This is a genomic window from Pseudarthrobacter humi (assembly GCF_024294965.1).
Taxonomy (GTDB): Bacteria; Actinomycetota; Actinomycetes; order Actinomycetales; family Micrococcaceae; genus Arthrobacter; species Arthrobacter humi.
The window spans coordinates 299,487-326,244 of the sequence record NZ_JANCLV010000003.1 but is presented as its reverse complement, the minus strand read 5'-3'; the positions used below and the strand labels follow the sequence as shown (position 1 = coordinate 326,244).

The window sequence follows — 26,758 nt, the reverse complement described above, 5'->3', positions numbered from 1 at the left end:
CACCGCAAGACAGGCATCATATGCACAACCCCGACACCGTCGGCCATGCGCGGCAAACCTTCGATGTCCTCGTCGTTGGCGAGGCTCTCACGGACGTCGTCACCTCACCGGAGGGAAGCGTCGAACACCCCGGAGGATCACCGGCAAATATCGCCTACGGGCTCGGCGGGCTCGGCCTCGCAACCGGGTTGGGTACAGCGTTCGGTAACGATGACCGCGGAGCAGCCATCGAAAGGCACTTGCATGGCGCCGGCGTCGCACTGCTACCGGCCTCCCGTTCGCTCGGCAGGACTTCGACGGCCACGGTAACCCTCGTTCCGGACGGCTCGGCGAGCCACGACTTCGACATCTCCTGCTGCGGGCGGGGCGAAAGGCCTTGGAGCCTGCGGGAATCGAGGCCTGATGGCGAGTATCGGCGAGGAACCACAGACTGACCCAGTCCTGGATCTCCTTACGGAGAGCAAGGGCCTGCCGGACTTCCTCTTGGGGCTGATGCTGAGGGCAGCGTCCCTGCTCGGCGGGCAGACGCCCTTGCCCTATTCCATCAGCGGGCAACGGGGCAAGATCCCCGCGGGATTGGCCAGTAGCAGCGCACGGGCCCGGCGGCTGGATCGGATGCAGCACGAAGTGGGAGAAGGCCCCTGGCTGGTGGCCCTGGGCGGGAATAGCCAGGTTTTCGTCCCCCGAGCTTCGCTCGGACGGTCGTTGGACCGGATTCGCCGCCACGGCGGGCCGCGAGGGAATCCGGTCGATGCTGGCCGCCCCGATTGATGCCGGTGTCTCCGTCAAGGCTGTCCTGAGTTGCTACTCCGCCTCTCCATCCACCTTTGAGCAATCCGTTACTGCAGCGGTGCAGAAACTTGCCGGCCATATGTCGCAGACCGTTCAGATTGCCCAAGGCAGACATTCCCGTGACCCGGGGTCGGAGCAATGGTGTGCTGCACTGAGATCCCGTGCTGTGGTAGACGGCGCGGTCGCGCTCATCATCGTCCAGGACCGGTGCACCAGAGGGGACGCGATGATGGTCCTTCAGCGGGGGCCGCATGAGCGGCCGGCCGCTTCTTGACGAGGCAGGGAAGGTCATATGCGTGAAGTTTCCCCTCATCATCTGAGCCGCTGCGATGGGGGATAGAAGCCCGGAAACCGGGCGTCCATGGACCCCTGAGGCCTGCAGTTCCACTCCCAGGAGCCGTGGTCTCAAGCCCGGCTCTGGGGCAGGCAGCCTCTTCTCTACAGGTCGATGCCACAGGTTCCGTCAATCTGCCCAAGCCTGGAGGGGCCTTTTCCTATGCCTGAGGACGTGTTCGGGCCGCCCGAAAACCTAGTCGGAATGCTTTGCAGGAGTCCCCTTGCCCAAGGTGCCACGTATCCGTAGCACTCCAGGTATGCGGTGGACTGCAGGCGCAGGCTGGTCGCCATTGATGAGATCAAGCAGGAGTTTGGCGGCCTGGGCGCCCATTTCGGCCAGCGGCGGGGCGAAGGTGGTGATCCCGGAACCCCAGATTTCGAACCAGTCGGGGTCGCCGTATCCGGCAAGGGCGAGGTCATCGGGGACGCTGATGCCAGCTTCCCTGGTGGTTCGCAGGACGCCCATGACGAGCCGGCTACTCAGCGGCAGGATGGCCTGGGGCGGGTCGGCCAGCAGCGTGCGCATGGCACGGGCGCCGCCTTCAGCCGTGAAGTCCGTGGACACCACGCGAAGACGTCTTCCGGTGGCCGCATTTTCATCGAAACCGGCCTGCTGTGCGGCAGCCCTGAAACCCGCGAGCCTGTCACGGCTGGTGCTGTAGGCGTCGGGGCCAACGATGGCGGCGATGTCGGTGTGGCCGGCGTCGATGGCCAGTTGGGTGAGTTCTTTGACGCCGTTGTAGTCGTCGCTGACCACGGCGGGGACGTTCCGTCCGCTGTAGCGGTTCAGCTCGACGACGGGTACGGGGGAGGGCTGGATGGCGGTGGCTCCGGAGGGGACATGGACGACACCATCGACGCGGCGGGCCGCCATTTCCTGCAGGGCCTCCTGTTCGCGTCCTGGGTGGTTGCCGGTGGTGGCAACCAGGAGGTGGTGGCCTGCGGCGCGGAGTACTTCCTGGAGGACTTCGGCGCTGGCTGTGTAAAACTCGTTGGTCATATCGGGGACGATGAGCCCGACGCTTCTGGTCCTGCGTTCGCGCAGGGCGCGGGCGGTGGCGTCGGTGGTGTAGCCCAGGGAGCGTGCTGCTTCGAGGACGCGGGTGCGTGCGTCGCCGCCGACTGGCCCTTTGCCGCTGAGGGCGCGGGATGCTGTGCCGTACCCGACCCCGGCGGCGCGGGCTACGTCGGTTAGTTTCACCATGGAGTCCATCCTATGGGCGGGGTCGGGTACGGGAGCAGTCAGGGCAGGGACAGCCCGATGGCGGAGCCGATGCCGATGACGGTGAGGAGGATCAGCGGAATGGTCACCAGGTCGGCCACGACACCGGTTTTGATCATGCGCAGCATCGGGACGTAGCCGGAGCCGTAGACGATGGCGTTCGGCGGTGTCGAAACGGGAAGCATGGCGCCGGCGTTGCCACCGAAGATCGCTGCCATGGCGGGGATGAGCGGATCAACACCGATCGCCAGGGCGATCGGGATGATGATCGGCACCACGATGCCGACGCTGGCGGTGTTGCTTGTGGTTTCGGAAATGACCATGCCGAGGACCACCGCGACAAGGCAGAGCAGCAGGACGCTGTTGACGCCGGTGACGTCTGCGACGGCCGTGCCGATGGTTTCGGCGAGCCCGGTGGCCTTCATCATGGCCCCGACGGTCAGGCCCACGCCAACCAGAATGACGGTACCCCAGTCGATCTTTGCCGCTTCGCTCCATTCGAGCGTAGGGGTCTTCTTCGCCGTGGGAATGAGGAACAACAGGCAAGCCAGCAAGACGACGACGGATCCCTCGTTCAGGTGGGAGGCGATCATTTTGATCACCGGGTTGGAGATCTCGAGTGTTGTGACGACGGCCGGGAAGGTCCAGAGCACGACGGTGAGGGCGAAGACGAGTGCAACCGTCTTCTCTCCCCGCGTCATGGCGCCCAACTCGGCGTACTGCCGGCGGAATGACGCCGTGCCGTTGGGGATGTGATGGGTTTCGGGTTTATTCATGAGCACCAGGGCAATGAACATGAGGGTTCCGAGGCCCAAAACGTAGGGCCCGGAGATCGATACCCAATCGAAGAGCGGAATCTGGTAACCGGTCATCTGTTCGACCGTGCCGCGGCCGATGACATTGGCGATACCCGTGACGGGGGTCAGGACCGAGCCGACGCCGGCGCCGTAGGCGATAGCCAGCATCACCATGCAGGAGAAGCGGGTCTGGTAGCTCTTCCGGCCGCTGGCCGGGTCGTGGATAAGGTCGCCCACGGTGCGGACCACACCGATACCGATCGGGAGGAGCATGGCGGCGGTCGCGGAAGCCGAGACCAGCATGGCGAGCAGGGTTGCTACGACCATAAAGGCCAGCGCGGTCAGATGCGTGCTGTCTCCGACCCGGGGAAGGGACAAGACTCGGAGGGCGAACCTACGGTCCAGGCCATGGACGGTCATGGCCCGGGCGAGGATGAACGCCCCGATGACGAGGAACACGGTGGGGGAGCCGAAAGCGGAGTAGACCTCCGCGGGGGAGCCGACGCCGAGGAGCACCAACAAGGCGATGCCTATGAGGGCGGTCGCGGGGATGGGGATGGTCTCGGTGATCCAGAAGAGGACGATGAAGCTCAGGACACCGAGCATGGCCCGCTGTTCCCAGGGCAAGTCCTGGGGCAGGAAGAGGGCCAGTGCCATGAGCGGCAGGGCGGCCCAGAGGCCGGCGCGTGCCCGGAGGTAGTCGAAGCGGCTGCCTTCTCCGACGTCGTTGTGAGTGGTTACCTCAGTTGCGCTCATGCGAGGTCTCCTTCGGCTCCGCTGGGGACTGCTGCCAGGTCAGCGATGGGAGGGCACTCAGCCTGAAGAGTGGTGTGCGAGTGCCAGATCCTGACGGCAGTCTTGCAGATGGAATCCGCTTCGCCCAGGTAGTCACGTGCCTGAACGAGGGATTCGGGAAGCAGCTCTGACATGCCATGCTCTGCGGCCACGGCGCGGAGGGCGTCACTGAGGACGGTGCCGGTTTCCCGGGCGCGCGTGGATGCTGCGTAGAGAAGGTCGTGGGCGTCTTCGCGGCCGACTTTGTCAGCAAGCTGGATCATTTGGGCTTCGGCGAGGACGAGGCCGCCGTCGAGTTCCATGTTCCGGCGCATCCGGTCGGCATCGACGCGCATGCCATCAACGATGACCATCGTTTCCCGGAGGGCGCTTCCGGCCAGAGACGCGAGCTGAGGGATGACCTGCCATTCGATCTGCCATTCGCCTGCACTGCGTTCATGGCCCGCCTCCTGGATGCGCGCCAGCGAGGAGGCAAGCGCCCCTGCCGTCCCCGAGAGCCCGATCACCAGTTCGGAGGAGATCGGGTTGACCTTCTGCGGCATGGTCGACGAAGCGCCCCGGTGGGGGGTGTACGGCTCGAAGACCTCGGCGATTTCAGTGCGTGACAGATCCACGATGTTGCGGGCAAACTTCGCGCACGAGGCGGTGATCGTCACGCACAGCCAGCCGAACTCCGCCAGGCTGTCACGTTCCACATGCCACGGAACGTCCGTGTCCTCAAGACCAAGAAGCTCCGCGACCCGAGTACGCAGCGCCGCGGACTGCGGACCATAAGCCGCGGAGGTTCCGCCGGCGCCGAACATCGAGATAACAGCGATACGGGGCATTGCCTGGCCGATGCGCTCCCGCTGCCGGGTGAACTGGTTCAGCATTGTCGCAAGTGTGGCGCCGAACGTTGTCGGGACCGCCTGCTGGGCGTGCGTACGGCCCGCCATAATGGTCTCGCTGTGGGCCAGGACCTGCTCCGCAAGACGGTCGCCGAGGCGTTCCAAGTCCTCGTCCAGGAGCTTGAGGGAGCGCTGGAGTTGCAGGGCAAGGCCGGTATCCATGATGTCCTGCGTGGTGGCGCCATAGTGCACGCGGCCATTGGCGCCATCCGGCAATGCGGCGGCAATTTCACGAACCACGCCCAGGATCGGGTAGCCCACGTTTCGCGCGGATGCCCAAAGGCGGTCGGGGTCGATGTTCGCCGGGACAGCGGCCTTGACGATTGCCTGGGCATCATGGCGGGAAATAATGCCCAGCTCGCCCTGTGCCTGAGCCAGCGCCCTTTCCGCGGCAAGCCAGGACTCGACGGCTTCCGACGGAGAAAAGAGCTCAGACTGCCGGGTGTCGCCGACAAGGTGCATGAGCAGTGAGAAAGGGGAAGTGGTCAACGTTTGCCTGCCTTCGTTTGCGTCGTTGCAGTGGATTCGAATCCATATTGGCGAAAAAGAGAACTACCAGGAGAAAGTGGATTCGAATCCATTAGAGCGGCTACACTGCTTGTTGTCAAGGTCACAGTGAAAACCCGGCGGCATCTGAGAACAGGGGTCCAGCAGCCGGGCCTTCTGCCTGAGGGTCTCCCGGCCATCTTGTCGATCGTGTTGGCCATCGGGGTCCTCCGGATGACCAGACGCAATGCGGTCGTGAAGGAGCACCACTCAGTAGAATCCCTGGGCTCCGCCTCGGTCATGGCGGCAGACAAGACCGGAACCCTGACGCGGAACGAAATGATGATCGGCCGGATCGTCACCGCATCGGGGCAGATTGAGCTCACCGGAGAACACGCCCGCCCATGGCAGATCCAGGGCGACCCCACGGAAGCTGGTGGGGGTTAGCGAACGCGTCGGGGAGTTCGCACGGCAGGGCGAAGTCCCGTTCACCTCGGAATGGAAGCTGAGGCCTGCGCTGGCGCGCCACACGGAGTTCGACGAACTGACCCTGGTCACCAAGGGCGCCCCGGATGTCCTCCTGAAGCGCTGTACCCGGATGCAGGTGGGCGTGGAGGTTGTTCCCCTGGGCGTGGCCTACCGCCGGTACGGGGAGCAGGACCGGCACGAAGCGGACGTGATCGACGAAGCGGACGACAACGAGCTCGTCTATCTGGGTGTCGCCGGCACTATTGACCTGCCGCGTGCCGAAGCGGCGGCCTCCGTGGCCGAGGCCCGCCGGGCAGGCAGCGAGGCGCAGCGCAATGTCGTTGCCATGACCGGAGACGGCGTTAATGACGCCCGGCCCTGAAGTCGGCCGACATCGGCATGCCAAGGGCATCACGGGAACCGAGGTGACCAAGGAATCGTCGAAGGTAATTCTCGCCGACGACAACTTCGCCAGCATCGTTTCCGCGGTGCGCTAAAGCCGGGTCATCGTCGAGAACATCGAAAAACTCCTGCGCTATCTGCTGTCCTCCAACATGGGGGAAGTCTTCACGGTCTTCCTTGGCGTGATATTCGCCGGCACCATCGGTTTGGGAGGTGCCGGCAGCGAGCCAGTGGCGCTGCCGCTGCTGGCCACCCAGATCCTGTGGATCAACCTCGTCACCGACTCCGGGCCCGCACTGGCGATGGGAGTCGACCCGGAAAGAGACGACGTGATGGCCCGCCCGCCGCGGAAAATGACCGACCGCATCCTCGGGCGGCGGATGTGGACCGGCATCCTGGCCGTAGGCCTGGTCATGGGAATCGCGACACTGCTGACCATCGACATCTTCCTGCCCGACGGTCTCGTCCACGGCAGCGACTCCCTGTATGTGGCCCGGACTGCAGGGTTCACCACCCTGGTCTTCGCGCAGCTGTTCAACGCCTTTACCTCGCGTTCCGACACCGCCAGCGCGTTCCACCGGCTCTTCGCCAACAAGTGGCTGTGGGGCGCCGTCCTGCTGGCGGCGGCACTTCAGTTCGCCGTGGTGGAAAGCCCGCTGCTGCAACAGGCCTTCGGGACCGCGTCCCTGGACGCGGCACACTGGGCCGTCTGCATTGGCATAGCATCCACCGTGTTGTGGTTCGACGAACTCCGCAAAATGTTCTACCGCTCCGCCCGGCGCAACAAATCTGCCCCGGCACCACGGGGATGAGTGCATGAACCCTGCAGGCGTGCCCCTGTTGCCTCATAATCATGCCTGACGGGAATAGGATTCCCCCGCGACCGCGAGGTACCAAACCCCTGGCGGTCGCGGCTCACCCTACCTTTTTGCCGCTATCGATCGCCGTGGCTGTTCATGACATCGGAGGGAGGGCAGGTCTTTCTCCCCTAGAAGGCGGGGTCTGGGAAGCGTTGACTTGGACTGCGGGGGGAAGAGCCCGCGGGACGGGAAGTGCAAGGCTCCACGCCGGATAGAGAGGAAATCCAGTGAGAAGTGGTATCGGTGGCAGGACCATGTGACGATCGCCGCCGGACTCTTCACGGCTGCCCTTCTGGTCCTCTCGCACTGGGTGGGGTCCTACACCTCCGCCGCGGGGGCCGCGTGGAGTTCATGGATCGCAGGGGTAGTGGCCCTGGTTGTCACAGCGGCCGCTATCCGGCCCAGCACCCAATCTCAGCACAACGTGCGCATATCCCATGAGCGGCGGAAACCTGTCATGACTGAGTTAACGCGGTATGAAGTGGGCTCCTGGACGGTGCTTGCTGAGGCTGATGACATCAGTCATGGCGTGGATCACCCGGGCCGTAACGGACAGGGGATCCCGGACGTGGGCAGGCGCCTGGAGGATGCTCTCGCCAGCGTCCGACCGGCCGCTCGGGCGGCACTGGAAGCCATGGCAGAGCTGACGCCTGAAAAAGTGGAGATCGAATTTGGCGTGAAACTGGCCGGGGACGCGGGCGCGGTGATCGCTCGCAGCAGCGCGGATGCCCATTTCATCCTGAGGATGTCGTGGAGTCCCGCGGGCGCGGCTCTCGTGCACGACAAAGAGACGATCTGACAGGGGCCAGCGATGTTCGAATTCCTGGACAGGGCCGATGCCGGCCGGCGGCTGGGACAGCGGCTGGCCGGCCTGCGGGACCGGGATGTGGTTGTCCTGGGGTTGCCCCGCGGCGGAGTTCCGGTGGCCGCCGAGGTGGCGGACGCCCTCAATGCGCCGCTGGATGTGATCGTAGTGCGGAAATTAGGGGTTCCGTTCCAGCCTGAGGTCGCCATGGGCGCCATCGGCGAAGGCAACGCGCGGGTCCTGGCCACACGTGTGATCGCTCTTTCCCGCGTCACGGAAGAGGACCTGGCGAGGGTTGAACAACGTGAGCGGGAACTTCTGGAGAGCCGGGTGGCCCGGTACCGGAAAGGGCGTCCCCGCATCGACCTGAACGGACGCATCGTTATCGTAGTGGACGACGGTATCGCTACCGGCTCCACCGCGCGTGTCGCCTGCCAGGTGGCCAGACAGCTTGGCGCAGCCCGGGTGATCCTGGCGGCGCCGGTGGCTCCCGCCCGGGTCATCCCCTCGCTGACGGAAGCGGACGACGTCGTCTGCCTGGCTTTCCCGCGGAACTTCCAGGCAGTGGGTTACTACTATCATGACTTCTCGCCTACGGAGGATGACGAGGTGGTCCGGTTGCTGGACGACGCCGCCCGGCGCCTGCACCGCGTCCAGGAAGGTGCCGGGCCAGGAGAAGCAGCTCAGGGGGCGGAGGAAGATGTCGAGATCCCTGCCGGTGCCGTGCGTGTGCGTGGCACCCTGTACGCACCTCCGAGATCCGAGGGCATCGTCATTTTCGCCCATGGCAGCGGCAGCAGCAGGCACAGCCCCCGCAACCGGTACGTAGCCTCAGTCCTTCACGCCGAAGGCCTGGGCACGCTGCTGCTTGACCTGCTCACACCCGCTGAGGAAGTTAACCGGGTGAACGTGTTCGACATCGCCCTGCTGGCCCGCCGGCTGGGGGCTGCAACCCGTTGGCTCGAAACACGGCAGGACGGTTGGCGCGGCCGGATTGGCTACTTCGGGGCGAGCACGGGAGCCGGCGCCGCCTTGTGGGCAGCTGCCGAACCGGACGCGGAGATAGCGGCGGTGGTGTCCCGGGGAGGACGCCCGGATCTTGCCGGAACGCGGCTCGCCGCCGTGCGGGCTCCTACCCTGCTGATCGTCGGCGGCGCCGATCTCCAGGTGCTTGACCTGAACCGGCAGGCGATGGCCCTCATGCGGGCGCCCACCAGGCTGGAAGTGGTCCCGGGAGCCACCCACCTCTTCGAAGAACCGGGGACACTGGCCCGGGCGGCATCGCTGGCGGCCGACTGGTTCAGCCGGTACCTCCTCTCTGCTGGCAAAGGGACACCTGCGCCGGAGGTGCACCGATGAACGCGCCGGACGAACCTGAGCTGGAAACCGAGCCCGCGGGCTTCCAGTGGATATGAGGGATGGAACCATGAAAGCAGCAACAGCGCGTCCCACACGGTGGCCCATCATTGCCAAGGACCCGGCGTCCTTTCGCGTGCCGCCCAACCTGGACGAGTATGAGGAAGTTCGGAAGTCCTTCACGTGGGACCAGGCGCGGAGGGAGTTGGCAGGGCTCCCCGGCGGCCGGGGGCTGAACATCGCCTACGAGGCAGTGGACCGGCACGCCGCAGGCGGCAGGTCGGGCAGGGAAGCGCTGCGCTTCATCCGGGCAGACGGTGGCACCCGCTCACTAAGCTATGCGCAGCTGGCCAGTCAGACGAGCAGGTTTGCCGCGGTCCTGCGGGAACTTGGCGTCGGGAGGGGCGAACGGGTCTTCTCCCTCCTGGGCCGCAGTCCGGAGCTTTACGTGGCGGTCCTGGGCACGTTTAAGAATGCCAGCGTTTTCTGCCCGCTCTTTCCGGCGTTTGGTCCGGAACCGGTGCGGCAAAGACTGCGTCTCGGGGCGGGGCGTGTCCTTGTGACCAGCCGGGCGTTATACCGGAAGAAGGTCGCACCCATCCGGGAAAATCTTCCCGAGCTGCGCTTCGTCCTCCTGGCCGATGCGGACGGCCACCCCGAACCGGACACCTTGGACCTCACCGCGCTCCTGGCCCAGGCTTCGCCGGACCGGGACATCGCGGCCACGCAGCCCGAGGACATGGCCCTGCTGCACTTCACCAGCGGAACCACCGGCACCCCCAAAGGGGCAATCCACGTCCATGAGGCCGTGGTTGCCCACTATGCCACCGGCCGCTACGCCCTGGACCTCCATCCTGGGGACATCTACTGGTGCACAGCCGATCCGGGCTGGGTGACCGGCACCTCCTATGGCATCATCGCTCCCCTGGTGCACGGGGTCACTGTGGTGGTGGATGAAGAAGAACTCGACGCTGATCGCTGGTACCGCATCCTCTCCGAACAGCACATCACGGTCTGGTACACGGCCCCGACGGCGCTGCGCATGCTGATGAAGGCCGGGGCGGAGAGGGCTGCAGGCCACGACTTGTCTGCCCTCCGCTTCGTCGCGAGTGTTGGCGAGCCGTTGAATCCCGAAGCCGTGGTGTGGGGACAGGATGTCCTGGGCCTGCCGATCCATGACAACTGGTGGCAGACCGAAACCGGGGGCATCATGATTTCCAACTACCCTTCCATGCCCATCCGACCCGGCTCCATGGGGAAGCCGCTGCCGGGAATCGAAGCTGCGCTGGTAGCGCGGGACACCCAGGGTAAGCCCATCATCCGGGACGGGGAAGCCAGGCTCGTCACCGAACCGGACATGATGGGGGAACTGGCGCTCCGGCCCGGTTGGCCCTCCATGTTCCGCGGCTACCTCAACGAGGACGAGAGGTACCGCCGCTGTTTCGCCGGCGGCTGGTATCTCACCGGCGACCTGGCTAAGCGCGACGGCGACGGGTACTTCTGGTTCGTGGGCCGCGGGGACGACGTCATTAAGTCATCAGGTCACCTGATCGGTCCCTTCGAAGTGGAAAGCTGCCTGATGGAGCACCCGGCAGTGGCAGAGGCCGGGGTCATCGGCGTTCCCGATCCGGTGGCGGGAGAAGTGGTCAAGGCATTTGTCGAACTGCAGCCAGGGCAGGAACCGTCCGAGGAACTCCGATTGGAGATCATCGGATTCGCCCGTAAACACCTGGGCGCCGCGGTCGCCCCCAGGGTCCTCGACTTCACCACCGACCTGCCCAAGACCCGCAGCGGAAAGATCCTCCGCCGGCTGCTCAAGGCGCGCGAACTGGGCCTGCCCGAAGGTGACCTGTCAACGCTGGAACAGGCCGGGCAGCGGCCGTGAACGCCCTGCGGGAGCAAGCCATCCAGGATGTTGGCCACGCCCGGCATCTGCTGCGGCAGATGCTGCGTGTGCGCACGCTAGAGGAAAAGTGCATCGAACTCTACAGCGCCGCTAAAATCCGCGGCTTCCTGCACGTCTACATCGGCGAAGAGGCGGTGGCCGTAGGGGTCCTGGAAACACTGGCCCCGGACGACGCGGTGGTGGCCACGTACCGTGAGCACGGCCATGCGCTCCTGCGCGGGGTGTCCGCCGGCGTCATCCTGGCCGAAATGTATGGGCGTCTGGAAGGTTGCTGCCGCGGGCGCGGTGGTTCCATGCACCTCTTCGACGCCGCCACCCGCTTCTACGGCGGCAACGCGATTGTGGCCGGCGGCCTGCCACTCGCCGTCGGCCTCGCCCTGGCCGATCGAATGGCCGGCCGGCGACGGGTGACTGCCTGCTTCTTTGGGGAAGGTGCGGTAGCGGAAGGGGAGTTCCACGAAAGCCTTAACCTTGCGGCGCTGTGGCAGCTTCCGGTGCTTTTCTGCTGCGAGAACAACCTGTACGCCATGGGTACGGCACTGGTCCGCTCGGAGTCCCAGACGGACATGGCCCTCAAGGCCGCAGGCTATGAGATTCCCGCCTGGACCGTCGACGGGATGGATGTGCTCGCGGTCGAGGAAGCTGCCCGGCGGGCCGTTGATGCTGTGCGCTTCGGTGGCGGCCCGCATTTCCTGGAACTGCGCACCTACCGCTTCCGCGCCCACTCGATGTTCGATCCTGAGCTGTACCGGGAGAAATCCGAGGTGGCCCGGTGGATGGAACGGGACCCCATCCTGCTGCTCAAGGCCGCCCTGGAGGCGGCAGGTCAGCTGCCGGACGAGCAGTGGGCCGCGCTGCAGGCCGACGTCGATGGCGAGGTGGCTGCCGGCGTCGAATTCGCAGAGGCAGGCACGCTTGAGCCGGTGAAGGACCTCACCCGGTTTGTCTACAGCGAGCGAAACGGCGCAGCAACGGAAGGCGGGCCGGCAGAATGAAAACCACCTACCGGGAAGCGGTGCGGGCGGCCCTCCGGGACGCCCTGCAGCGCGACGAGCGGGTGTTCCTGATGGGTGAGGACGTGGGCCGCTACGGCGGCAGCTTCGCGGTCAGCCTGGGCCTGCTGGAGGAGTTCGGCCCAGAGCGCATCCGTGATACTCCGCTGTCCGAATCCGGCTTCGTCGGCGCGGGAATCGGAGCGGCCCTGGGCGGAATGCGTCCCGTCGTCGAAATCATGACAGTTAACTTCAGCCTGCTCGCCCTGGACCAGATCATCAACAACGCAGCGACCCTGCTGCACATGTCCGGCGGCCAGTTCAACGTGCCGATAGTAATCCGGATGACCACAGGGGCTGGCCGCCAGCTCGGCGCCCAGCACTCGCACAGCCTGGAAGGGTGGTACGCGCACATTCCAGGCCTGCGCATCCTGGCCCCCGCGACCCTGGCGGACGCCCGCGGGATGCTGTGGACAGCGCTCCAGGATCCGGACCCGGTGCTGATATTCGAGCACGGGTCGTTGTACAACGTGGCCGGGGAGCTGGAGGACGGTGCCGGTCCGGTGGACATCGACAAAGCCGCCGTCCGGCGCCAGGGGACAGACGCCACACTCATCACCTACGGCGGCACTCTTCCCACCGTGCTCGAGGCCGCGGACCACTTGGCGGGGGACGGCATCGATGCTGAGGTCCTTGACCTTCGTACCCTCCGGCCGCTCGACGACGGGACCATCCTTGACAGCGTGGGCAGGACCCACCGGGCGGTGGTCGTGGACGAAGGCTGGCGGAGCGGCAGCCTCTCGGCCGAGATCGCCGCCAGGATCAGCGAGCACGCCTTCTTCGACCTCGACGCCCCGGTGGAGCGGGTCTGCAGCGAAGAAGTTCCTGTGCCGTACGCCAAGCACATGGAGTTAGCCGCGCTGCCATCGGTTGAGAGGGTCGTGGCCGCGGCACGGAAGGCCGTGGGAAACCGTGGCTGAGTTCCGAATGCCGTCCCTGGGCGCCGACATGGAGCATGGCAAAGTGGTGGAGTGGCTGGTCAAGCCCGGCGACTATGTACACAAGGGCGACATGGTCGCCGCGGTGGACACCGACAAGACCGTGATGGACATCGAGTCATTCGAGGAAGGCGTGGTTGCTGAGTTCCTTGTGGACATCGGCGACACCGTGAACGTGGGGACACCCATCGCCCGGATCACTGCGACACCCGCAGACCAGAGCCCGGCCCCATCAGAACCAAGTCCCGCGCTGGCGGCGGCTCTGGAACCCCGGCCGGCTCCAGCCGTTGTGGAACCCGCAGTCGCTTCGCCCCCGTCAGCCAAACACGGCAGCCATATCACCCCGCCGGTCCGACATCTGGCACATACGCTTGGGGTCGACGTCGGCTCCGTCCATGGAAGTGGCCTGAACGGCGAGGTGACCCGGGCCGACGTCGAAAGCGCTGCCGAAGGTCCTGTCGGTGAAGTGCCGGCAATCCCCAAAGCGAAGGGCGGGCCGGCGGGGGAGCGCAGGATGCGGTCCTCTCCGCTTGCCCGGCGGTTGGCGGTCCAGCTTGGGGTCGACCTTCAAGAGGTGGCGGGCACCGGGCCCGAGGGCGCCATTACCGAGTCCGATGTCCGTCGCACCGCGGGCGCGGCCACCGGGAAACGGGTGGAGGCGATGGCGTCCGAGCCTCCAGCGCAAACGGAGCCTGCAACGGACGCTGCACCGCGGCGGAGCCGGAAAGAGATCGGCGGGGATAAGGCCAACACTCTAAGGCAGGCCATCGGCTCCCTCATGTCCCGTTCGAAGAAGGAAATTCCGCACTACTACCTGGCCAACACTCTTGACTTGGCAACCGCGATGGCATGGATGCAATTGCAGAACCAACAGCGGCCGGTCTCATCCCGTCTGGTACCCTCAGCTCTGCTGCTGAAGGCGACGGCCTTGGCCGCCCAGGAAACACCGGAGATGAACGGTTTCTTCACCCGGGGGACGTTTCACCCGAGCACCAGTGTCCATCTTGGCGTGGCGGTGGCCCTGCGCCACGGAGGCCTGGTGGCCCCCGCCCTGCACGATGCCGAAACGCTGACCCTCGATGAACTGATGGACCAGCTGCGCGGCCTCGTGAGCCGAGCCCGGGCGGGCCGCCTGCAGCGCGCCGAAATGGCCGACCCCACCATCACCGTGACCAACCTGGGCGACCTCGGCGTGGAAAGCGTCTACGGCGTGATCTACCCACCCCAAGTGGCCATGGTCGGCTTCGGCAAGGTCCTGGAGCAGCCGTGGGCCCGCAACGGGATGCTCGGCATCCGCCACACCGTCACCGCAACGCTTTCGGCAGACCATCGCGTCAGCGACGGGCTGCGCGGCGGCCGCTTCCTTTCCCGCATCGATGAATTGCTGCAGAGACCGGAGGAGCTATGAAGGAACAGGACGCCCGGCAGGCAGTGCAGGCAGCAATCAGCCAGGTCGCCCCCGATGTTGAGCCTGACGATCTCGAAGGCCGTGCCCGGCTGCGCCAAGACCTGGAACTCGACTCACTGGACTTTCTTCGCCTCGTGGAAACCATCGCAAAGACCACCGGTGTGGACATCCCGGAACGCGACTATCCGGCGGTGGCAACGGTTGACGGCCTCGTCAACTACCTCACCGGTCATGGCTGAACGCGGTGAACACGGTTTCGGCGACCTCGGCCTTCGAGACCACAGCCACTCATCGGACAGTTCCTGCAGTCCTGCGTCCCGGGCCAAGGACATCACCGGCAGCAGCCCGGCAGCCGACACGAGATTCGGCTTGTCAAAGGAAACTGACACGGGAGGCACGCCAAAGACGGGCATTCTCGGTCTAACCGCCGTCGGCACCCCGACCGTCATCAGTGGATCAAGGCCAAGTCCGTCCTTTAGTTCCGGCTGCACCGTGGGCGGTCAGGAAAACGGGCTTGAAAGAATGCCACTGTGGAACGACCAGCGGCAGAGACGACGACGGGGCGGACTCGCCCATCTGCATCGGTTCACTTTTGAAACGCCGCCCGTCGAGACCCTGGCATGGCGTGCCACGTCCACAATCGTAAAACGCTTGCTGCTGTCAGAGCCGCTGTTCATTCCTGTTCACCCTCTTGGTAGCGCCTGTGTGCGTCGCTAACGACTCAATGCTGGGACGGCGTTGAGCTGGTGATGGTGAATGTCGTACGGATGAGGTCTTGGCCACGTGAACTGCTTCCGACCAACAACTCGAAAGTCCCTGCCTCCACGATGCGTTGGCCGTTGGCATCGACCAAGGAGCATGCAGAGGCCGGAAGCGAGATGTCGACATCAGCGGACTCACGTGGCGCGACCGTGGCCTGTACGAATGCCTTGAGCTCCCGGTCAGCCCAGGTAACGCTGGTGACGTTGTCACCGATGTAGGCCTGGACCGTTTCGGTTGCCGGGCGGTTTCCTGTGTTCGTGAGCGTGATCGTGGCCGTCAATGTCCCGTCCTGGCCGATGGATTCGTTGTCGAGACGGAGATTGGAGTATTCGACGGTGCTGTAGCTGAGTCCTTCGCCGAAGGCGAAGAGCGGGTCCTGGGTGAGGTCGGCGTAACGGTTTCCGTGCTGGCCGCGTAGCTGGTTGTAGTAGACGGGCAATTGACCGGAGTGCCGGGCAAACGTGACGGGTAGACGGCCGGCGGGTTCGATCAGTCCAAGGACGAGTTCCGCGACCGCGCGGCCGCCTTGCATGCCGGGGTTGAAAGCCTCGATGATGGCCGCGGCCCCGTTCAAGACGATCTCTGGAAGGGTTGATGGCTTGGACTGAATCAGGACCACAACGACCGGTTTGCCTGTCGCGATGAGCTGCTCAAGCAGGACATTCTGTGCGCCTTGGAGGTCAAGGGTCGCCGTTGATTTCATTTCACCGGCGAGGGCCACGGTGTCGCCGACTACAGCGACGACGTAGTCAGCGTCCGTGGCCGCTTGAACCGCGTCGAGCTGCAGAACCTCATTGACTGATGCGGCGTGGAACAGCGGCGGGCGGGGCTGTCCGTCGGGATAGGTGTCTCCGGCCGGGTCGGGAAGGAGCTCGCCTATGTCGGCGCCCCTTGAATGCGTAATGGTCCAGCTTTCTGGAGCGACGCACTGTTCTGGTGAGTTCGCGGGGGTGGCCGTCGGGCATCCAGTTAATCTGCCCGGACGCTCCGGCCCAGTCCCCGAGCTGGGCGTGTTGATCATCGGCGTTGGGGCCTATGACGGCGACGGTCTTGGATTGACCGTGGTGCCGAGCCCTGCCGTCGGAGCCGGGTTCCAGTCCGCCGGCCAGTGGCAAGGTGCCGTCGTTGCGTAAAAGAACCAGGGACTTTCGGGCCATCTCCAGGTTCAGGGACGCGTGTTCCTCGCACCCGATGACAGCGCGCTGGACGTCTGCGTCGGGAAAGCGCGGGTCCTCGAAAAGGCCGAGATCGAACTTCAATGTGAGGATGCGGCGGACCGCGTTGTCGATCAGTGATTCGCTGAGGTGCCCGTTATGAACCGCCTGCTGGGCAGCGGTGAAGAACTGTGGGGTGTTCATGATCAGGTCGTTGCCGGCATCGACGGCGACGCCGGCTGCCTCGGTGTCGGTGGGGCATACTTTTTGTTCCCAGACCATGCGTCCGACGTTGTCCCAGTCAGTAACGAGCGTGCCCTCGAAGCCCCATTCATCCTTGAGGACTTCGTTGAGCAGCCAGCGGTTGGCGGTGATGGGAACTCCGTCAATGGCCTGGTAGCCGAGCATGAAGGTCCGGCAACCGGCCTGAACAGCTTTCTCGAAGGGTGGCAGGAACCAGGACCGGAGTTTGCGTCGGCTCAGGTCGGCTTCGCTGGCGTCCCTGCCGCCCTGGGTTTCGGAGTAGCCGGCGAAATGCTTGGCGGTGGCGAGCACCGCGGTCTTGTCGGTGAGCCCCTTCCCTTGGTAGCCCCGGATCATGGCAATCCCAAGTTCGCCGATGAGGTGTGGATCTTCCCCGAATGTCTCGTTGACGCGCCCCCATCGCAGGTCGCGGGTGATGCACAGGACCGGGGAGAACGTCCAGTGTAATCCGGTGGCGGCTATTTCCACGGCGGCTGCACGGGCACCTCGCTCAATGAGGTCCGGGTTCCAGGTGCAGGCCATGCCGAGCTGTGTCGGAAAGATGGTGGCGCCGGGCCAGAAGGAATGTCCGTGGATGCAATCGTCAGCCATCAGCAGGGGGATCTGCAGGCGGGTTTTGGCTACGAGTTCGCTGGTTCGGATCATCGTCTCCGGGGAGGCGTGGAGCAAGGACCCGCCGAGCTTGGTGCAGACGAGGTCTTCGACGTCGCCGCGGGCGTCGAGTTGGAGCATCTGGCCGACTTTTTCCGCGAGCGTCATCCGGGACAGGAGGTCCTCGACCCGATCAGGGGTGGGCACTGAAGCGTCCCTGTAGAGCTCTGTTGTGCCTGTAGGGGTGGTTGTTTTCATGATGCGGGGCTGCCCTTCAGAGGCTTGGGGGAGGGTCGTAAGCATGAGCGGGAGCGGGATGCGGATTCTGGACCTCCTGGTCCGGGATCCCCACCTATGTCAGCTGGCCCGCCCGGGAACCAGGAGTCGCGTGGAACTGTCAGCAACAGTTAGCCTTCGGCCATGTCTCGAACCGGTGGCTGGCTCACGGCATTTTTCTATCGTTGACGCGTCAGGCCTTCGAGAACAATGGACTGGGCAAAGTGAGGACATGGTCGCCAGGCGCGAGCTCGGCGTCTTCGTTTCCCGGCCAGCGCAGCACGGCGGATGTCCCCTCGGGCACAGTCACCTCGACGGTGATGTCGTCGTTGGTAAGGGTCCATGCAACAGCCGCGAACCCGTGCGGTGTCTGCAGCGAAGTGCGGGCCCAGTCGATTCCCTCCGCGATCTGCGGTGCGACGAGGATTCGCTTATACCCCGCGGTGAGGGGTGCCAGGCCGCCGATGACGCGGTGCATCCAGTCGGCGACCGCGCCCAGCGCGTAGTGGTTGAAGCTGGTCATGTCGCCGGGGTTGATGCTCCCGTCGGGAAGCATCGAGTCCCAGCGCTCCCAGATGGTAGTGGCGCCCATGGTAACGGGGTAGAGCCAGGAGGGACACTCACGCTGCAGAAGCAACCTGTACGCAGTGGCCGTCTGCCCGGTGGAGGTCAGCGCGTCCGCGATGAAGGGCGTGCCGGCGAAACCGGTGGAGATGTGGAATCCGCTCGCGTCGACCAGCTCGGCCAGCCGTTCTCCTGCCCATCGCTGCTGTTCGGCGTTAAGGAGTCCAAAGACGATGGCGAGGGAGTAGACGGTGGTGCAGTCGCTGTAGATTCTCTCTGCCTTGATGTACTCGCGCTGGAAAGCTGCGCGCAGAGCCAGCGCGTGGGAGGCGAATTCTTCGGCCTCGGATGTGCGGCCCAGCAGTTCTGCGGTTGCGCGGATACGCTCGGCGGTGCGGAAGGCGCACGCGGTGGCGACAACGCCGGGGTCTGCCTTCGCGTCGCCGGGATGATCTGCCGGCGCGTCGGGGTCCAGCCAGTCCCCGAACTGGAATCCGGTGTCCCAGAGTCCTGAGGGGGACAGCAGGGAGCGGACGCGGCGCCCGTGCGCGAGCATGGAGGGGAAGGCCGCTTCGAGGGTGCGGAGATCTCCGTAGGCTTCCCAGAGCGCCCAGGGGACCCAGACGGATGCGTCGCTCCAGAACGCGGCTGATTCGCTCGCGCCCGCTCCCTCCTGCGGAGTGGAGGCGTATTTGAGGATGTCGGGCACGATGTAGGGGACGATGCCGAGTCGCATGTTCGGCCAGCCGGCGCCACGGCCCAGCGGTGCTGATGCAGAATGCTTCAAGGGCTGGACAACGCAGGTCTGGGGCCAGACGGTGGCGATGGCCTCGGGCAGGTCCTTGAGCCCGTCACAGACCACGATCAGGCAGTCCCGGGTGCCCCCGGTTCTTGATCTCGGACAGGACCCGCAGCCAGTACTTGCCCCCTCCCCGTCGCCGGGCCGACCACCGCCGTCTCGTCAATCACATCAGTCACGGGAACCTCCTAATTCTCTGGAGTTACACCGCTTGAAGTTACAGTCCCTATGGTTTGGTCTTCAGAGCGCGTACGAAGGGAGCCTTGCCAAGGGCTGTCCTTTCCAGCTGGTCCACCATCCTCACGTCCACGCTTGTTTCTATGACGCCCGCGTCGGTAAGGGCGGTGTTTATGCCGGCACGGATTGCCTCTTGTGAGTTTCCGGGTGTGAGGCCCGCCAGGAAAACGCGCAGCTTGCCGGGTTCCTGGATGACTTGCCATCCTGCGAGAGCGGCCTGATCCAGCACGTGGTGGAACACGATGGGATGCACGGCTACCGTTCCTGTCATGCCTGGCAGGTGCAGGATGTCTTCGAGCCTGCCTTCGATGTCCCCCATGAGCCTGAAGGAGCGGCCGCAGGGGCAACCGCGGCCGCCAAGCCGCACGGAGTCCGACATCTCGTAGCGGATCAGCGGGAGGGTGCGTGAGAACAGGACGGTGACGAGGAGCTTTGCCCCGGTTGTCCCGGCGGGCACGGGGTTTCCGTCCTGGTCCACCGGTTCGATGATTAGCAGGTCTTCGTAGACGTGGCGGTTCCGGTAGGTGCACGGGGAGGCGATGCCGGCCGTTTCTGTTGCCGCGTAGACGTCGAAGGGTGCGGTTCCCCAGGCCGTTTCGAGTTCCGAGGCGGTGTGCGGGCTGAGCACTTCGGAGGCGGACATGACGCCCTGCGGCGAGATGTGCAGGCGTCCGGCGCTCTGCTCAGCCGCTAGGGGTTTGAGTGCCGAAGCGTACCCCACCAGGATCCTGGGCTGGAATCGGTTCAGCGCGGCGACATTCTCCTTCATGGGTGCGGTGACGTCCAGGCGGAGGGTCGGGACGAGTCCCGAGCGCAGGGACGCCCCGACGACGGCGGACTGGTGCGTGGGGACGCGGGAGCTGACCAGCGCCATTTTCAGGGGCTTGGTGATCCCGGCGGAGATCCCAGCCCAGTCATTTGCCCGGGCGTAGGAGGCCAGGACGGTGCCCCATTCCGAACGGCTCCAGACAAAGGTTCCGCGCCTGCCGGTGGTCCCTGCCGTCGCGGCCGCCCACCACCGCCCCTGCCAGGGCAGTCCCGGGTCTCCGCCGTGTTCGGTCAGTGACCGCAGGTGCGCCTCCAGATCCGCCAGCCGCAGGTCCGGTGTGGTGACTGCCTCGTCGAAGTGCTCCATCAGGTCAGCCTTCGTCAGAGGCGGCAACCGGTGCAGGGGCGCATCCTGGAGTCCGGCGTGGTGGCGCCGGTAGAACTCCGACCCAGCGTAGGCTGCCCGGCGAAGCTCCTGCAGGGCGTGGCCCTGGTGTTCGATGATCCGGGCGGCGTCCCACCGGTCCCGTTGTCGCCACGCCGCCCGCAGGAACAGCACCCTGGAGATGAGGCGGAGGTCCATGGCCCGGCGGCTAGCGGTTACCGGCCGGGGCCAGCGGGCGGGAGGGGCGGGCTGTGGTGGCCTCGGGTGTTTCGGGCCGGGGCAGCTTGAGCCTTTTGAGCAGGAGGGCGTTGACGGCGACCAGGAAGCTGGACCCGGACATCGACAGGGCCGCGATCTCCGGGCTGAGGACGATCCCGGCGAACGCGAACACCCCTGCGGCGATGGGCAGTGCGACCGCGTTGTACCCGATGGCCCAGCCAAGGTTTTGGCGCATCTTCCGCAGGGTTCCTTTGCCGATCCGCAGGGCGATGGGCACATCCAGCGGGTCCGAGCGCATCAGCACGACATCGGCCGTTTCGATGGCAACGTCCGTGCCGGCGCCAATCGCGAGGCCAAGGTCCGCCTGGGCCAGGGCGGGCGCGTCGTTGACGCCGTCCCCGACCATGGCCACTCTTTTACCCGCCTGTTGCAGTTGGGCGATCTTCGCTGATTTGTCCCCTGGGAGCACTTCGGCGATGACAGTGTCGATGCCGAGCTGGCCGGCGATCCTTTGGGCGGTGGCTTCGTTGTCGCCGGTGAGCATAACCACTTCGATCCCGGCCTCGTGCAGGGCAGCGATAGCAGCCGGCGCGGTTCCCCTGGCCGCATCGGCCAGCGCGATCACCGCCGCGGCCTGGCCGTCGACGGCGACGAGCACGGCGGTCCGTCCGGTTCCTGCCAGTTCGCTGCGTACGGCGGCGAGCGGGCCGAGGTCAATGTTCTGGTCTGCCATGAGTTTGCGGTTGCCGACCAGGACCCGGTGTCCGTGAACGGTTGCGCCGGCGCCGTGGCCTGGGACGTTCAGGAAGTCGGTAGCGTCCAGGGGGGCGGCGCCGTGTTTCTGGGCATGCCGGACCACTGCCGCGGCGAGGGGGTGTTCGGATTCCTTTTCTACGGCGGCGACCAGCGACAGAAGTTCGCTTTCGCTCATTCCTTCAACGACGACGTCGGTGACTTCCGGTTCGCCCTTGGTCAGGGTGCCGGTTTTGTCCATGACGACGGTGTTGATCCGGGCGGAGACTTCCAGGGCGGTGGCGTTCTTGAACAGCACGCCGCGTTTGGCCCCGAGTCCGGTGCCGACCATGATGGCTGTGGGTGTGGCCAGGCCAAGGGCGTCGGGGCAGGTGATGACGACGACGGTGATGGCGAACAGCAGGGCGGTTTGGATCCCGGCACCGGCGGCGAGCCAGGCGGCGAACGTCACGGTGCCGCCGATCAGGGCGACCAGGACCAGCCAGAACGCGGCCCTGTCGGCCAGTCGCTGGCCGGGGGCTTTGGAGTTCTGGGCTTCCTGGACGAGGGCGACGATCTGGGCCAGGGCGGTGTCGGCTCCGACTTTGGTGGCCCGGACCCGCATGGTGCCGGTGGTGTTGATGGACGCGCCAATCACTTCGGAGCCGATGGTCTTGGTCACCGGAAGGCTCTCTCCCGTGACCATGGACTCATCAACCTCGGATTGGCCTTCTTCGACTTCCCCGTCAACGGGGATTTTGGATCCTGGCCGGATCAGCAGCAGGTCCCCCACCTGGACCTCGGAGGTGGGGATCTCGACTGTCTCGCCGCCGCGGATGACGACGGCGGCGGGCGGGGCGAGTTCGAGAAGCGTGCGAATTGCTTCGTTCGCCCCGCCGCGTGCGCGCATTTCAAACCAGTGGCCCAGCAGCACGAAGGCGGCCAGGACGGTCGCGGCCTCGTAGAACACTTCACCACCGCCGGTGAGGGTGACCCAGACGCTGTAGAGCCAGCCCGTGCCGACGGCGATCGCGACCAGGACCATCATGTCCAGGGTGCGGGCCTTCAGTGCCCGGTAGGCGCCGTCGAAGAAGATCCAGGCGGAGTAGAAGATGACCGGCAGGGACAGGATCAGGGCAATGACGTCATCGCGGAGCCCGAAGGGTGTGGGGGCGGTGAAGCCGAGCATGTCCCGGCCCATCGGGGACCAGAGCGTCACGCCGATGGACAGGACCGCGGCAACCAGGAACCGGTTCCGCATGTCCTTGACCATGTCATCCATCGACATACCGGCGTGGTGTCCGCCGTGGCCCATCATCTCCTGCGGGGTTCCGTGCATCGCCCCGTATCCGGCGGGGCTGTGGCCTGCATGTCCGCTTGCCTCAGGATGCGCATGCCCTGTTGCCTGTTCCGACGGTACTGGCCCGTGCCCTTCGTGCATGCCCTGGTGGTCCCCGTGCGCCGCGTGGCGCTGTTCCATGGGATAGGCAGCGGGGTGGACGTGGCCGGATGGCCTATGGGATTCCGTCCGGGGCGCGGCACCATGGGTCATGCCCGGGACATGCAGGGTTTCCTCCATCGGGTAGCACACATGGTCCGGGACGGATTCGCCCCGGCAGTGGTATCCGCAGTCCCGGACCCAACCGGAAATCTGCTCCACAGTAGCCAGGGACGGGTCAAACTTCACGGTCGCGGTCTGGGCGACGGGGTTCGCATCGACGGCGGCGACTCCGGGCCGCTGCAGCAGCACCCGCTCGATGACTGCCTTGGAGGTTGCCCAGTGCAGGCCGCGCACCTCCACGACGGTGCTCTTCAAAGGAGTTCTCACTGCTCCTTCGGCGGTGGCCTTCGGGTCAGCAGTCATGGCCGGTCCTTTCGCAGGGTTGTCCTAGGTGGGCAGCGGGCGTTTCACCCGTTGTCGGACCTTCACTGCGTGGGGGCTTTCGCCGCGACGTCATTTTCGGGTTAGCCCCGAATGTATACCCCCTAGGGGTATAGGTCAAGGTGTGCATGGGCTACCGTTCACCGGGGCCTGCCGCGTCCGCGGCGCAGTGCCGCCAGCCGTGCTGTGTATTCGCTTTCATCGATTTCCCCGCGGGCAAACCGTTCTGCGAGCAGGTCTTCGGCGATGCCGCGGCCCGGCGTTCCGCCCTCGTACCGCCGGCTGCCGGCTCCCGTGGACCGTGCGAAAAGGACGATCGCGGTGATGATGGTGCCCCAGAACAAGACGAAGCTCAGGACCATCAGGACGTAGCCCCAGCCGCCCATGTCTCCGCCCCAGTACATCATCGCCGTACCTCCTGCACCTCAATACGCCAGTGTCCTACCGTTCACTATCGTCCCCGGCGCTGTGGAGGGGTCAGAGTCTTAGGTCCCCAATGTCCGGGAAACATGCGGGCGCCTAAGCATCGGGAGTGCGCCACTTCGGTGAACCAGGCCAGGAAAGCCGTCGGGCGAGAAGGGTCCCCGCGGTGACGGCTGCGGCCGCCAGCAGGGACAGCCAGGCTCCTTGTTCCCCGCCGCTACCCCATCCCACGGCCAGCAGGCCGGTGAACCCGAGGATGATGCCAAGCAGGGTCCGTGCCGAGGGCAATTCCCCTTAGAGCCACCCATGCCGGCAAGACAATCGGCAGCGGCTGGGCGTTGGCCAGAACCGCAGCGGGCCCGATGGCCATCCCGGCCGTGCCGGCAAACATGGCGGAGAAGGCGACCGTGACGTTCGTCAACCCCATCAAGGTGATCAGCCACCAGGTCCGCCGCTCCCGGGGAAGACCCCTGCCCTGGAGCAGGCAGAGCAGCAGCAGTGCCGCTGCCGCGATCAGCGCCCGGAGGGCGGCAAACCACAGGACCAGGGCATCCTGCAGACCAACCCGGATCGCCAGGAAGAACAGGCCCCAGGCCGCGGTGATGCCAAGCATTATTGCCGGGCGGGGCGCGACTCTGGCCTGTTCTGCAGCCGTCCCGTTCATCGCGGCTCCGGGGTCACTGGGCGAGCTGGCGCAGGTGGCACTGCTGGATCAGTTCGACGGCCTCATCAATGTCGTCGGTGCACCGCAGCCGGCGGATGTCTTCGGCGGTGATGAACCCCTGGCCCTGAAGCCGGTCCCGGATCCAGTCCGTGAGCCCGGCCCAGTGCGCGGTCTCGATAAGGACGACGGGGAATTCGTGGATTTTTCCGGTCTGGACGAGGGTCAGGGCCTCGAAGAGTTCATCCAGCGTGCCGAACCCGCCGGGAAGGACCACGAAGGCTGAGGCGTAGCGGATAAACATGAGCTTGCGGGCGAAGAAGTACCGGAACGTCATCGACACATCCACGTAGGGGTTCAGTGACTGTTCGCGGGGAAGTTCGATACCCAGGCCGACGGAGGTGCCGCCGGCTTCCATGGCGCCGCGGTTGGCAGCTTCCATCAGGCCTGGTCCACCCCCGGTGATGACCGCGAACCCGGCCTCAGCGAACCTTGCTCCCAGGGTCCGTGCCACCGCGTAGCGGGGATCAGGCGGCCCTGTCCGGGCCGATCCGAAGACCGCGACCGCTTTACCCAGCCGGTGCGAGAGCAGACCGAATCTGTCTTTGATTTCGGTGCTGATCCGTTCCAGCCGGGCCGGGTCTTCAGCCGGGTCCGCGAGGGCGGCGAGAAGCTCCTGGTCGGTCATTTTCATGCCGGCGCCGCTTCCGGATGCATGGCGCAGTAGCGGTTGTGCTCCCCGGCTTCTTCGGTCGTGAGCCGGCCGTCTTCGATGGTGATGACGCGTTTGGCGGCGGTCCGCAGCCGCTGGTCGTGGCTGACGATGATGACGGCCCGGTTTTCCCGGCAGGCCGTCCCGCACAGGAGCAGGGTCACGTCCTGGCCTGTTTTTGCGTCCAGGTTTGCGGTGGGTTCGTCGGCGAGGATCAGCCGGGGGTCGTTCGCGAGCGACCGGGCGATGGCCACGCGTTGTTTCTCGCCGCCGGAGAGGTCCCTGGGCAGGTTCCGCAGCCGGTGTCCGAGCTGGAGTTGTTCCAGCGCTGCCCGGGCTTTGGTCCGGGCCTCATTCCGCGGTGTTCCTGCCGTGATCAATGGCAGCATGACGTTTTCCTCGGCGGTGAGGGCTGAGAGCAGGTTGAAGGTCTGGAATACGAAACCGAATTCGCGCAGCCGCAGCCGGGACAGCCGAGCAGGGTCCAGGGTGGAGGTGTCCTGACCGGCGATGAGGATCCGGCCGCTCGTGGGGGACATGAGGGTGCCGATCATGGACAGCAGGGTTGTTTTTCCGGACCCGGAGGGGCCCATGACCAGCACGATATCCCCGGCGTCAACGCTCAGGGAGACGTGCTCCACGGCGGTCACGGCGGTGTGCCCGGATCCGAAAGTCTTGGAAACGTCCTCCACCGTCACAACGCTCATGCCCGGAACACCTCTGCCGGGTCGATCCGGGACAGTCTGCGCACCGGCAGCAGTGACGCCACCACCGCCATTACCAGGGTGACGACGAGGATCCAGGCGGCGTCAAGCCACCGGATTTCCGTGATGAATTCTGGCACATAGCTTCCCGCGGCCGCGCTGACGGCAAGGGCAAGGGCCGCCCCGAGGAGGTATCCGAGCACCGCTGCGGTGATGGCCTGTTCGATCACGACGGTGTAGAGCTGGCGGTTGCTCACCCCGATGGCCTTCAGGACACCGTATTCGCGGGCCTTTTCGATGGTCGAGGTGAAAATGGTCAGGCCGATGACGGTAATGCCCACAGCGATCCCGATGAACAGCAGGACCAGGATGATGGGCAGGAACGTGTCCCGGACGATGTTCGTGTTGTTCTCCACGAACCTGTCCTTGGAAATCGCATCAACCGCAGGGTCAGCTTCGATCCGGGCCGCGACCGCACCGGCGTCGGTGCCCTCTTTGACGGTGACGAGGAAGAAATTGGTGGCGCCGGGAAGCTGGAGGATGCTCTCGGCGTCTTCCTTGGTCGCGAACGCGAAGGAAAAACTGAGGATGTAGCCGCCCTCGGAGTAGCCGGCGACTTTCAGCGTCCTGCCGGCAACCGGGATGGTGTCGCCGATCCGGATGTCCTGGCTGCGCCCTACCACCCGGTCGATGATGATTTCGCCCTTGTCCGGGATGGCTTTGCCCTCGACCACCCGGGCGGGGGCGCCGACGTTGTTCTCCGTGTCATCGGCGATGACGTAGAGGTTGATGTCTTTGCCGTTGCGCGCGAAAGCGACCCGCCGGCCGCTGAAGGGTTTGGCGCTGGCGACGCCGTCGACACCGGTCAGGAAATCCCGGACGGTCAGGGGCAGCACGGAGGGAGTGTGGAACATGTCCGTCGCACCGGTCTGGGTGATCCAGTAATCGGCCGGGACGGTGCGGATGTATTCGCCGATTTTGTTGCTCCAGCCCTGGTAGAGGCCCTGGATGCTCATGATCAGCAGCACGCTGAATGCGACCCCGCCGACACTGATCAGCAGCCGGGTCTTCTCCTGGAGCAGGTTCTTTAGCGCCAGGAACAGCATGCCGCCACC

General features: G+C 65.5%; 22 protein-coding genes and 2 pseudogenes. 12 read left to right on the top strand and 12 right to left on the bottom strand.

Translation table 11 applies throughout. The annotated features are described in order from the left end of the window. Positions 1 to 20: 20 nt before the first annotated feature. Positions 21 to 350: pseudogene (locus NFC73_RS06820) on the top strand (PfkB family carbohydrate kinase); the annotation flags it as partial. A gap of 971 nt (positions 351 to 1,321) precedes the next feature. Here the strand turns inward: NFC73_RS06820 and NFC73_RS06815 are convergent. The 3 genes from NFC73_RS06815 to NFC73_RS06805 are packed head-to-tail and all read right to left on the bottom strand — an operon-like array spanning position 1,322 to position 5,318. Further along, positions 1,322 to 2,332, bottom strand: coding sequence for a LacI family DNA-binding transcriptional regulator (locus tag NFC73_RS06815; RefSeq protein ID WP_254748744.1), 1,011 nt, complete (start codon positions 2,330 to 2,332; stop codon positions 1,322 to 1,324). A 38-nt stretch (positions 2,333 to 2,370) separates the two neighbouring features. Next, positions 2,371 to 3,903: an SLC13 family permease gene (locus NFC73_RS06810; RefSeq protein WP_254748742.1), complete on the bottom strand. Its 1,533-nt coding sequence runs from the start codon at positions 3,901 to 3,903 to the stop codon at positions 2,371 to 2,373. Beyond that, positions 3,900 to 5,318 (bottom strand): class-II fumarase/aspartase family protein, encoded by a 1,419-nt coding sequence (locus NFC73_RS06805; RefSeq protein WP_254748740.1) that lies wholly within the window; start codon positions 5,316 to 5,318, stop codon positions 3,900 to 3,902. Before NFC73_RS06805 ends, NFC73_RS06810 begins: the two co-directional genes overlap by 4 nt. A 231-nt stretch (positions 5,319 to 5,549) precedes the next feature. Here NFC73_RS06805 and NFC73_RS06800 point away from each other — a divergent pair, with 231 nt between their 5' ends. The 11 genes from NFC73_RS06800 (at position 5,550) to NFC73_RS06755 (ending at position 14,749) form a co-directional block, all read left to right on the top strand. Then, positions 5,550 to 5,762 (top strand): hypothetical protein, encoded by a 213-nt coding sequence (locus NFC73_RS06800; RefSeq protein ID WP_254748738.1) that lies wholly within the window; start codon positions 5,550 to 5,552, stop codon positions 5,760 to 5,762. Continuing rightward, a complete protein-coding gene (locus NFC73_RS06795) occupies positions 5,752 to 6,165 on the top strand; it encodes a hypothetical protein (RefSeq protein WP_254748736.1) in 414 nt (137 codons plus the stop codon). The genes NFC73_RS06800 and NFC73_RS06795 overlap by 11 nt, the downstream gene beginning before the upstream one ends. Continuing rightward, positions 6,149 to 6,280 carry a hypothetical protein gene (locus tag NFC73_RS20705; protein ID WP_256548675.1) on the top strand — a complete coding sequence of 44 codons (132 nt, stop codon included), beginning with the start codon at positions 6,149 to 6,151 and terminating at the stop codon, positions 6,278 to 6,280. The genes NFC73_RS06795 and NFC73_RS20705 overlap by 17 nt, the downstream gene beginning before the upstream one ends. Before the next feature lie 57 nt (positions 6,281 to 6,337). Further along, the gene (locus tag NFC73_RS06790; RefSeq protein WP_254748734.1) at positions 6,338 to 6,997 is read left to right on the top strand and encodes a cation transporting ATPase C-terminal domain-containing protein; all 660 of its coding nucleotides are present in this window, start codon (positions 6,338 to 6,340) and stop codon (positions 6,995 to 6,997) included. A gap of 304 nt (positions 6,998 to 7,301) precedes the next feature. Beyond that, entirely contained in the window at positions 7,302 to 7,844 is a 543-nt protein-coding gene (locus NFC73_RS20860) for a CU044_2847 family protein (protein WP_254748732.1), read from the top strand. Between the two features lie 12 nt (positions 7,845 to 7,856). Further along, complete coding sequence (locus NFC73_RS06780; RefSeq protein ID WP_254748730.1) at positions 7,857 to 9,209, top strand: phosphoribosyltransferase family protein; 1,353 nt, start codon at positions 7,857 to 7,859, stop codon at positions 9,207 to 9,209. A 67-nt stretch (positions 9,210 to 9,276) separates the two neighbouring features. Next, positions 9,277 to 11,091 carry an acetate--CoA ligase gene (acsA, locus tag NFC73_RS06775; RefSeq protein ID WP_254748728.1) on the top strand — a complete coding sequence of 605 codons (1,815 nt, stop codon included), beginning with the start codon at positions 9,277 to 9,279 and terminating at the stop codon, positions 11,089 to 11,091. Then, on the top strand, positions 11,088 to 12,107 hold the full coding sequence (gene pdhA / locus NFC73_RS06770) for a pyruvate dehydrogenase (acetyl-transferring) E1 component subunit alpha (RefSeq protein ID WP_254748726.1): 1,020 nt from the start codon (positions 11,088 to 11,090) through the stop codon (positions 12,105 to 12,107). The genes acsA and pdhA overlap by 4 nt, the downstream gene beginning before the upstream one ends. Beyond that, the gene (locus NFC73_RS06765; RefSeq protein WP_254748724.1) at positions 12,104 to 13,084 is read left to right on the top strand and encodes an alpha-ketoacid dehydrogenase subunit beta; all 981 of its coding nucleotides are present in this window, start codon (positions 12,104 to 12,106) and stop codon (positions 13,082 to 13,084) included. The genes pdhA and NFC73_RS06765 overlap by 4 nt, the downstream gene beginning before the upstream one ends. Then, positions 13,077 to 14,510: a dihydrolipoamide acetyltransferase family protein gene (locus NFC73_RS06760; RefSeq protein WP_254748722.1), complete on the top strand. Its 1,434-nt coding sequence runs from the start codon at positions 13,077 to 13,079 to the stop codon at positions 14,508 to 14,510. Before NFC73_RS06765 ends, NFC73_RS06760 begins: the two co-directional genes overlap by 8 nt. Continuing rightward, positions 14,507 to 14,749 (top strand): acyl carrier protein, encoded by a 243-nt coding sequence (locus NFC73_RS06755; protein ID WP_254748720.1) that lies wholly within the window; start codon positions 14,507 to 14,509, stop codon positions 14,747 to 14,749. Before NFC73_RS06760 ends, NFC73_RS06755 begins: the two co-directional genes overlap by 4 nt. 482 nt (positions 14,750 to 15,231) lie before the next feature. On the opposite strand, the pseudogene NFC73_RS20975 reads toward NFC73_RS06755, so the two are convergent. From NFC73_RS20975 to NFC73_RS06710, 9 genes and pseudogenes are all read right to left on the bottom strand, one after another. Beyond that, positions 15,232 to 17,539: pseudogene (locus NFC73_RS20975) on the bottom strand (glycoside hydrolase family 3 N-terminal domain-containing protein). A gap of 211 nt (positions 17,540 to 17,750) precedes the next feature. Beyond that, positions 17,751 to 18,983: an alpha-L-rhamnosidase-related protein gene (locus tag NFC73_RS06745; RefSeq protein ID WP_372494589.1), complete on the bottom strand. Its 1,233-nt coding sequence runs from the start codon at positions 18,981 to 18,983 to the stop codon at positions 17,751 to 17,753. A 163-nt stretch (positions 18,984 to 19,146) separates the two neighbouring features. Further along, entirely contained in the window at positions 19,147 to 20,508 is a 1,362-nt protein-coding gene (locus tag NFC73_RS06740; RefSeq protein WP_254748718.1) for a phenylacetate--CoA ligase family protein, read from the bottom strand. 10 nt (positions 20,509 to 20,518) lie between these two features. After that, positions 20,519 to 23,125 (bottom strand): heavy metal translocating P-type ATPase, encoded by a 2,607-nt coding sequence (locus tag NFC73_RS06735; protein ID WP_254748716.1) that lies wholly within the window; start codon positions 23,123 to 23,125, stop codon positions 20,519 to 20,521. Positions 23,126 to 23,283: 158 nt separating this feature from the next. Beyond that, positions 23,284 to 23,550: an SHOCT domain-containing protein gene (locus NFC73_RS06730; RefSeq protein ID WP_254748715.1), complete on the bottom strand. Its 267-nt coding sequence runs from the start codon at positions 23,548 to 23,550 to the stop codon at positions 23,284 to 23,286. A gap of 233 nt (positions 23,551 to 23,783) precedes the next feature. Next, complete coding sequence (locus NFC73_RS06725) at positions 23,784 to 24,230, bottom strand: EamA family transporter (protein WP_254748714.1); 447 nt, start codon at positions 24,228 to 24,230, stop codon at positions 23,784 to 23,786. 13 nt (positions 24,231 to 24,243) lie between these two features. After that, positions 24,244 to 24,921, bottom strand: coding sequence for an LOG family protein (locus tag NFC73_RS06720; RefSeq protein WP_254748713.1), 678 nt, complete (start codon positions 24,919 to 24,921; stop codon positions 24,244 to 24,246). Continuing rightward, entirely contained in the window at positions 24,918 to 25,646 is a 729-nt protein-coding gene (locus NFC73_RS06715) for an ABC transporter ATP-binding protein (protein ID WP_254748712.1), read from the bottom strand. Before NFC73_RS06715 ends, NFC73_RS06720 begins: the two co-directional genes overlap by 4 nt. Beyond that, the gene (locus tag NFC73_RS06710; protein ID WP_254748711.1) at positions 25,643 to 26,749 is read right to left on the bottom strand and encodes an ABC transporter permease; all 1,107 of its coding nucleotides are present in this window, start codon (positions 26,747 to 26,749) and stop codon (positions 25,643 to 25,645) included. Before NFC73_RS06710 ends, NFC73_RS06715 begins: the two co-directional genes overlap by 4 nt. Positions 26,750 to 26,758 lie beyond the last annotated feature (9 nt).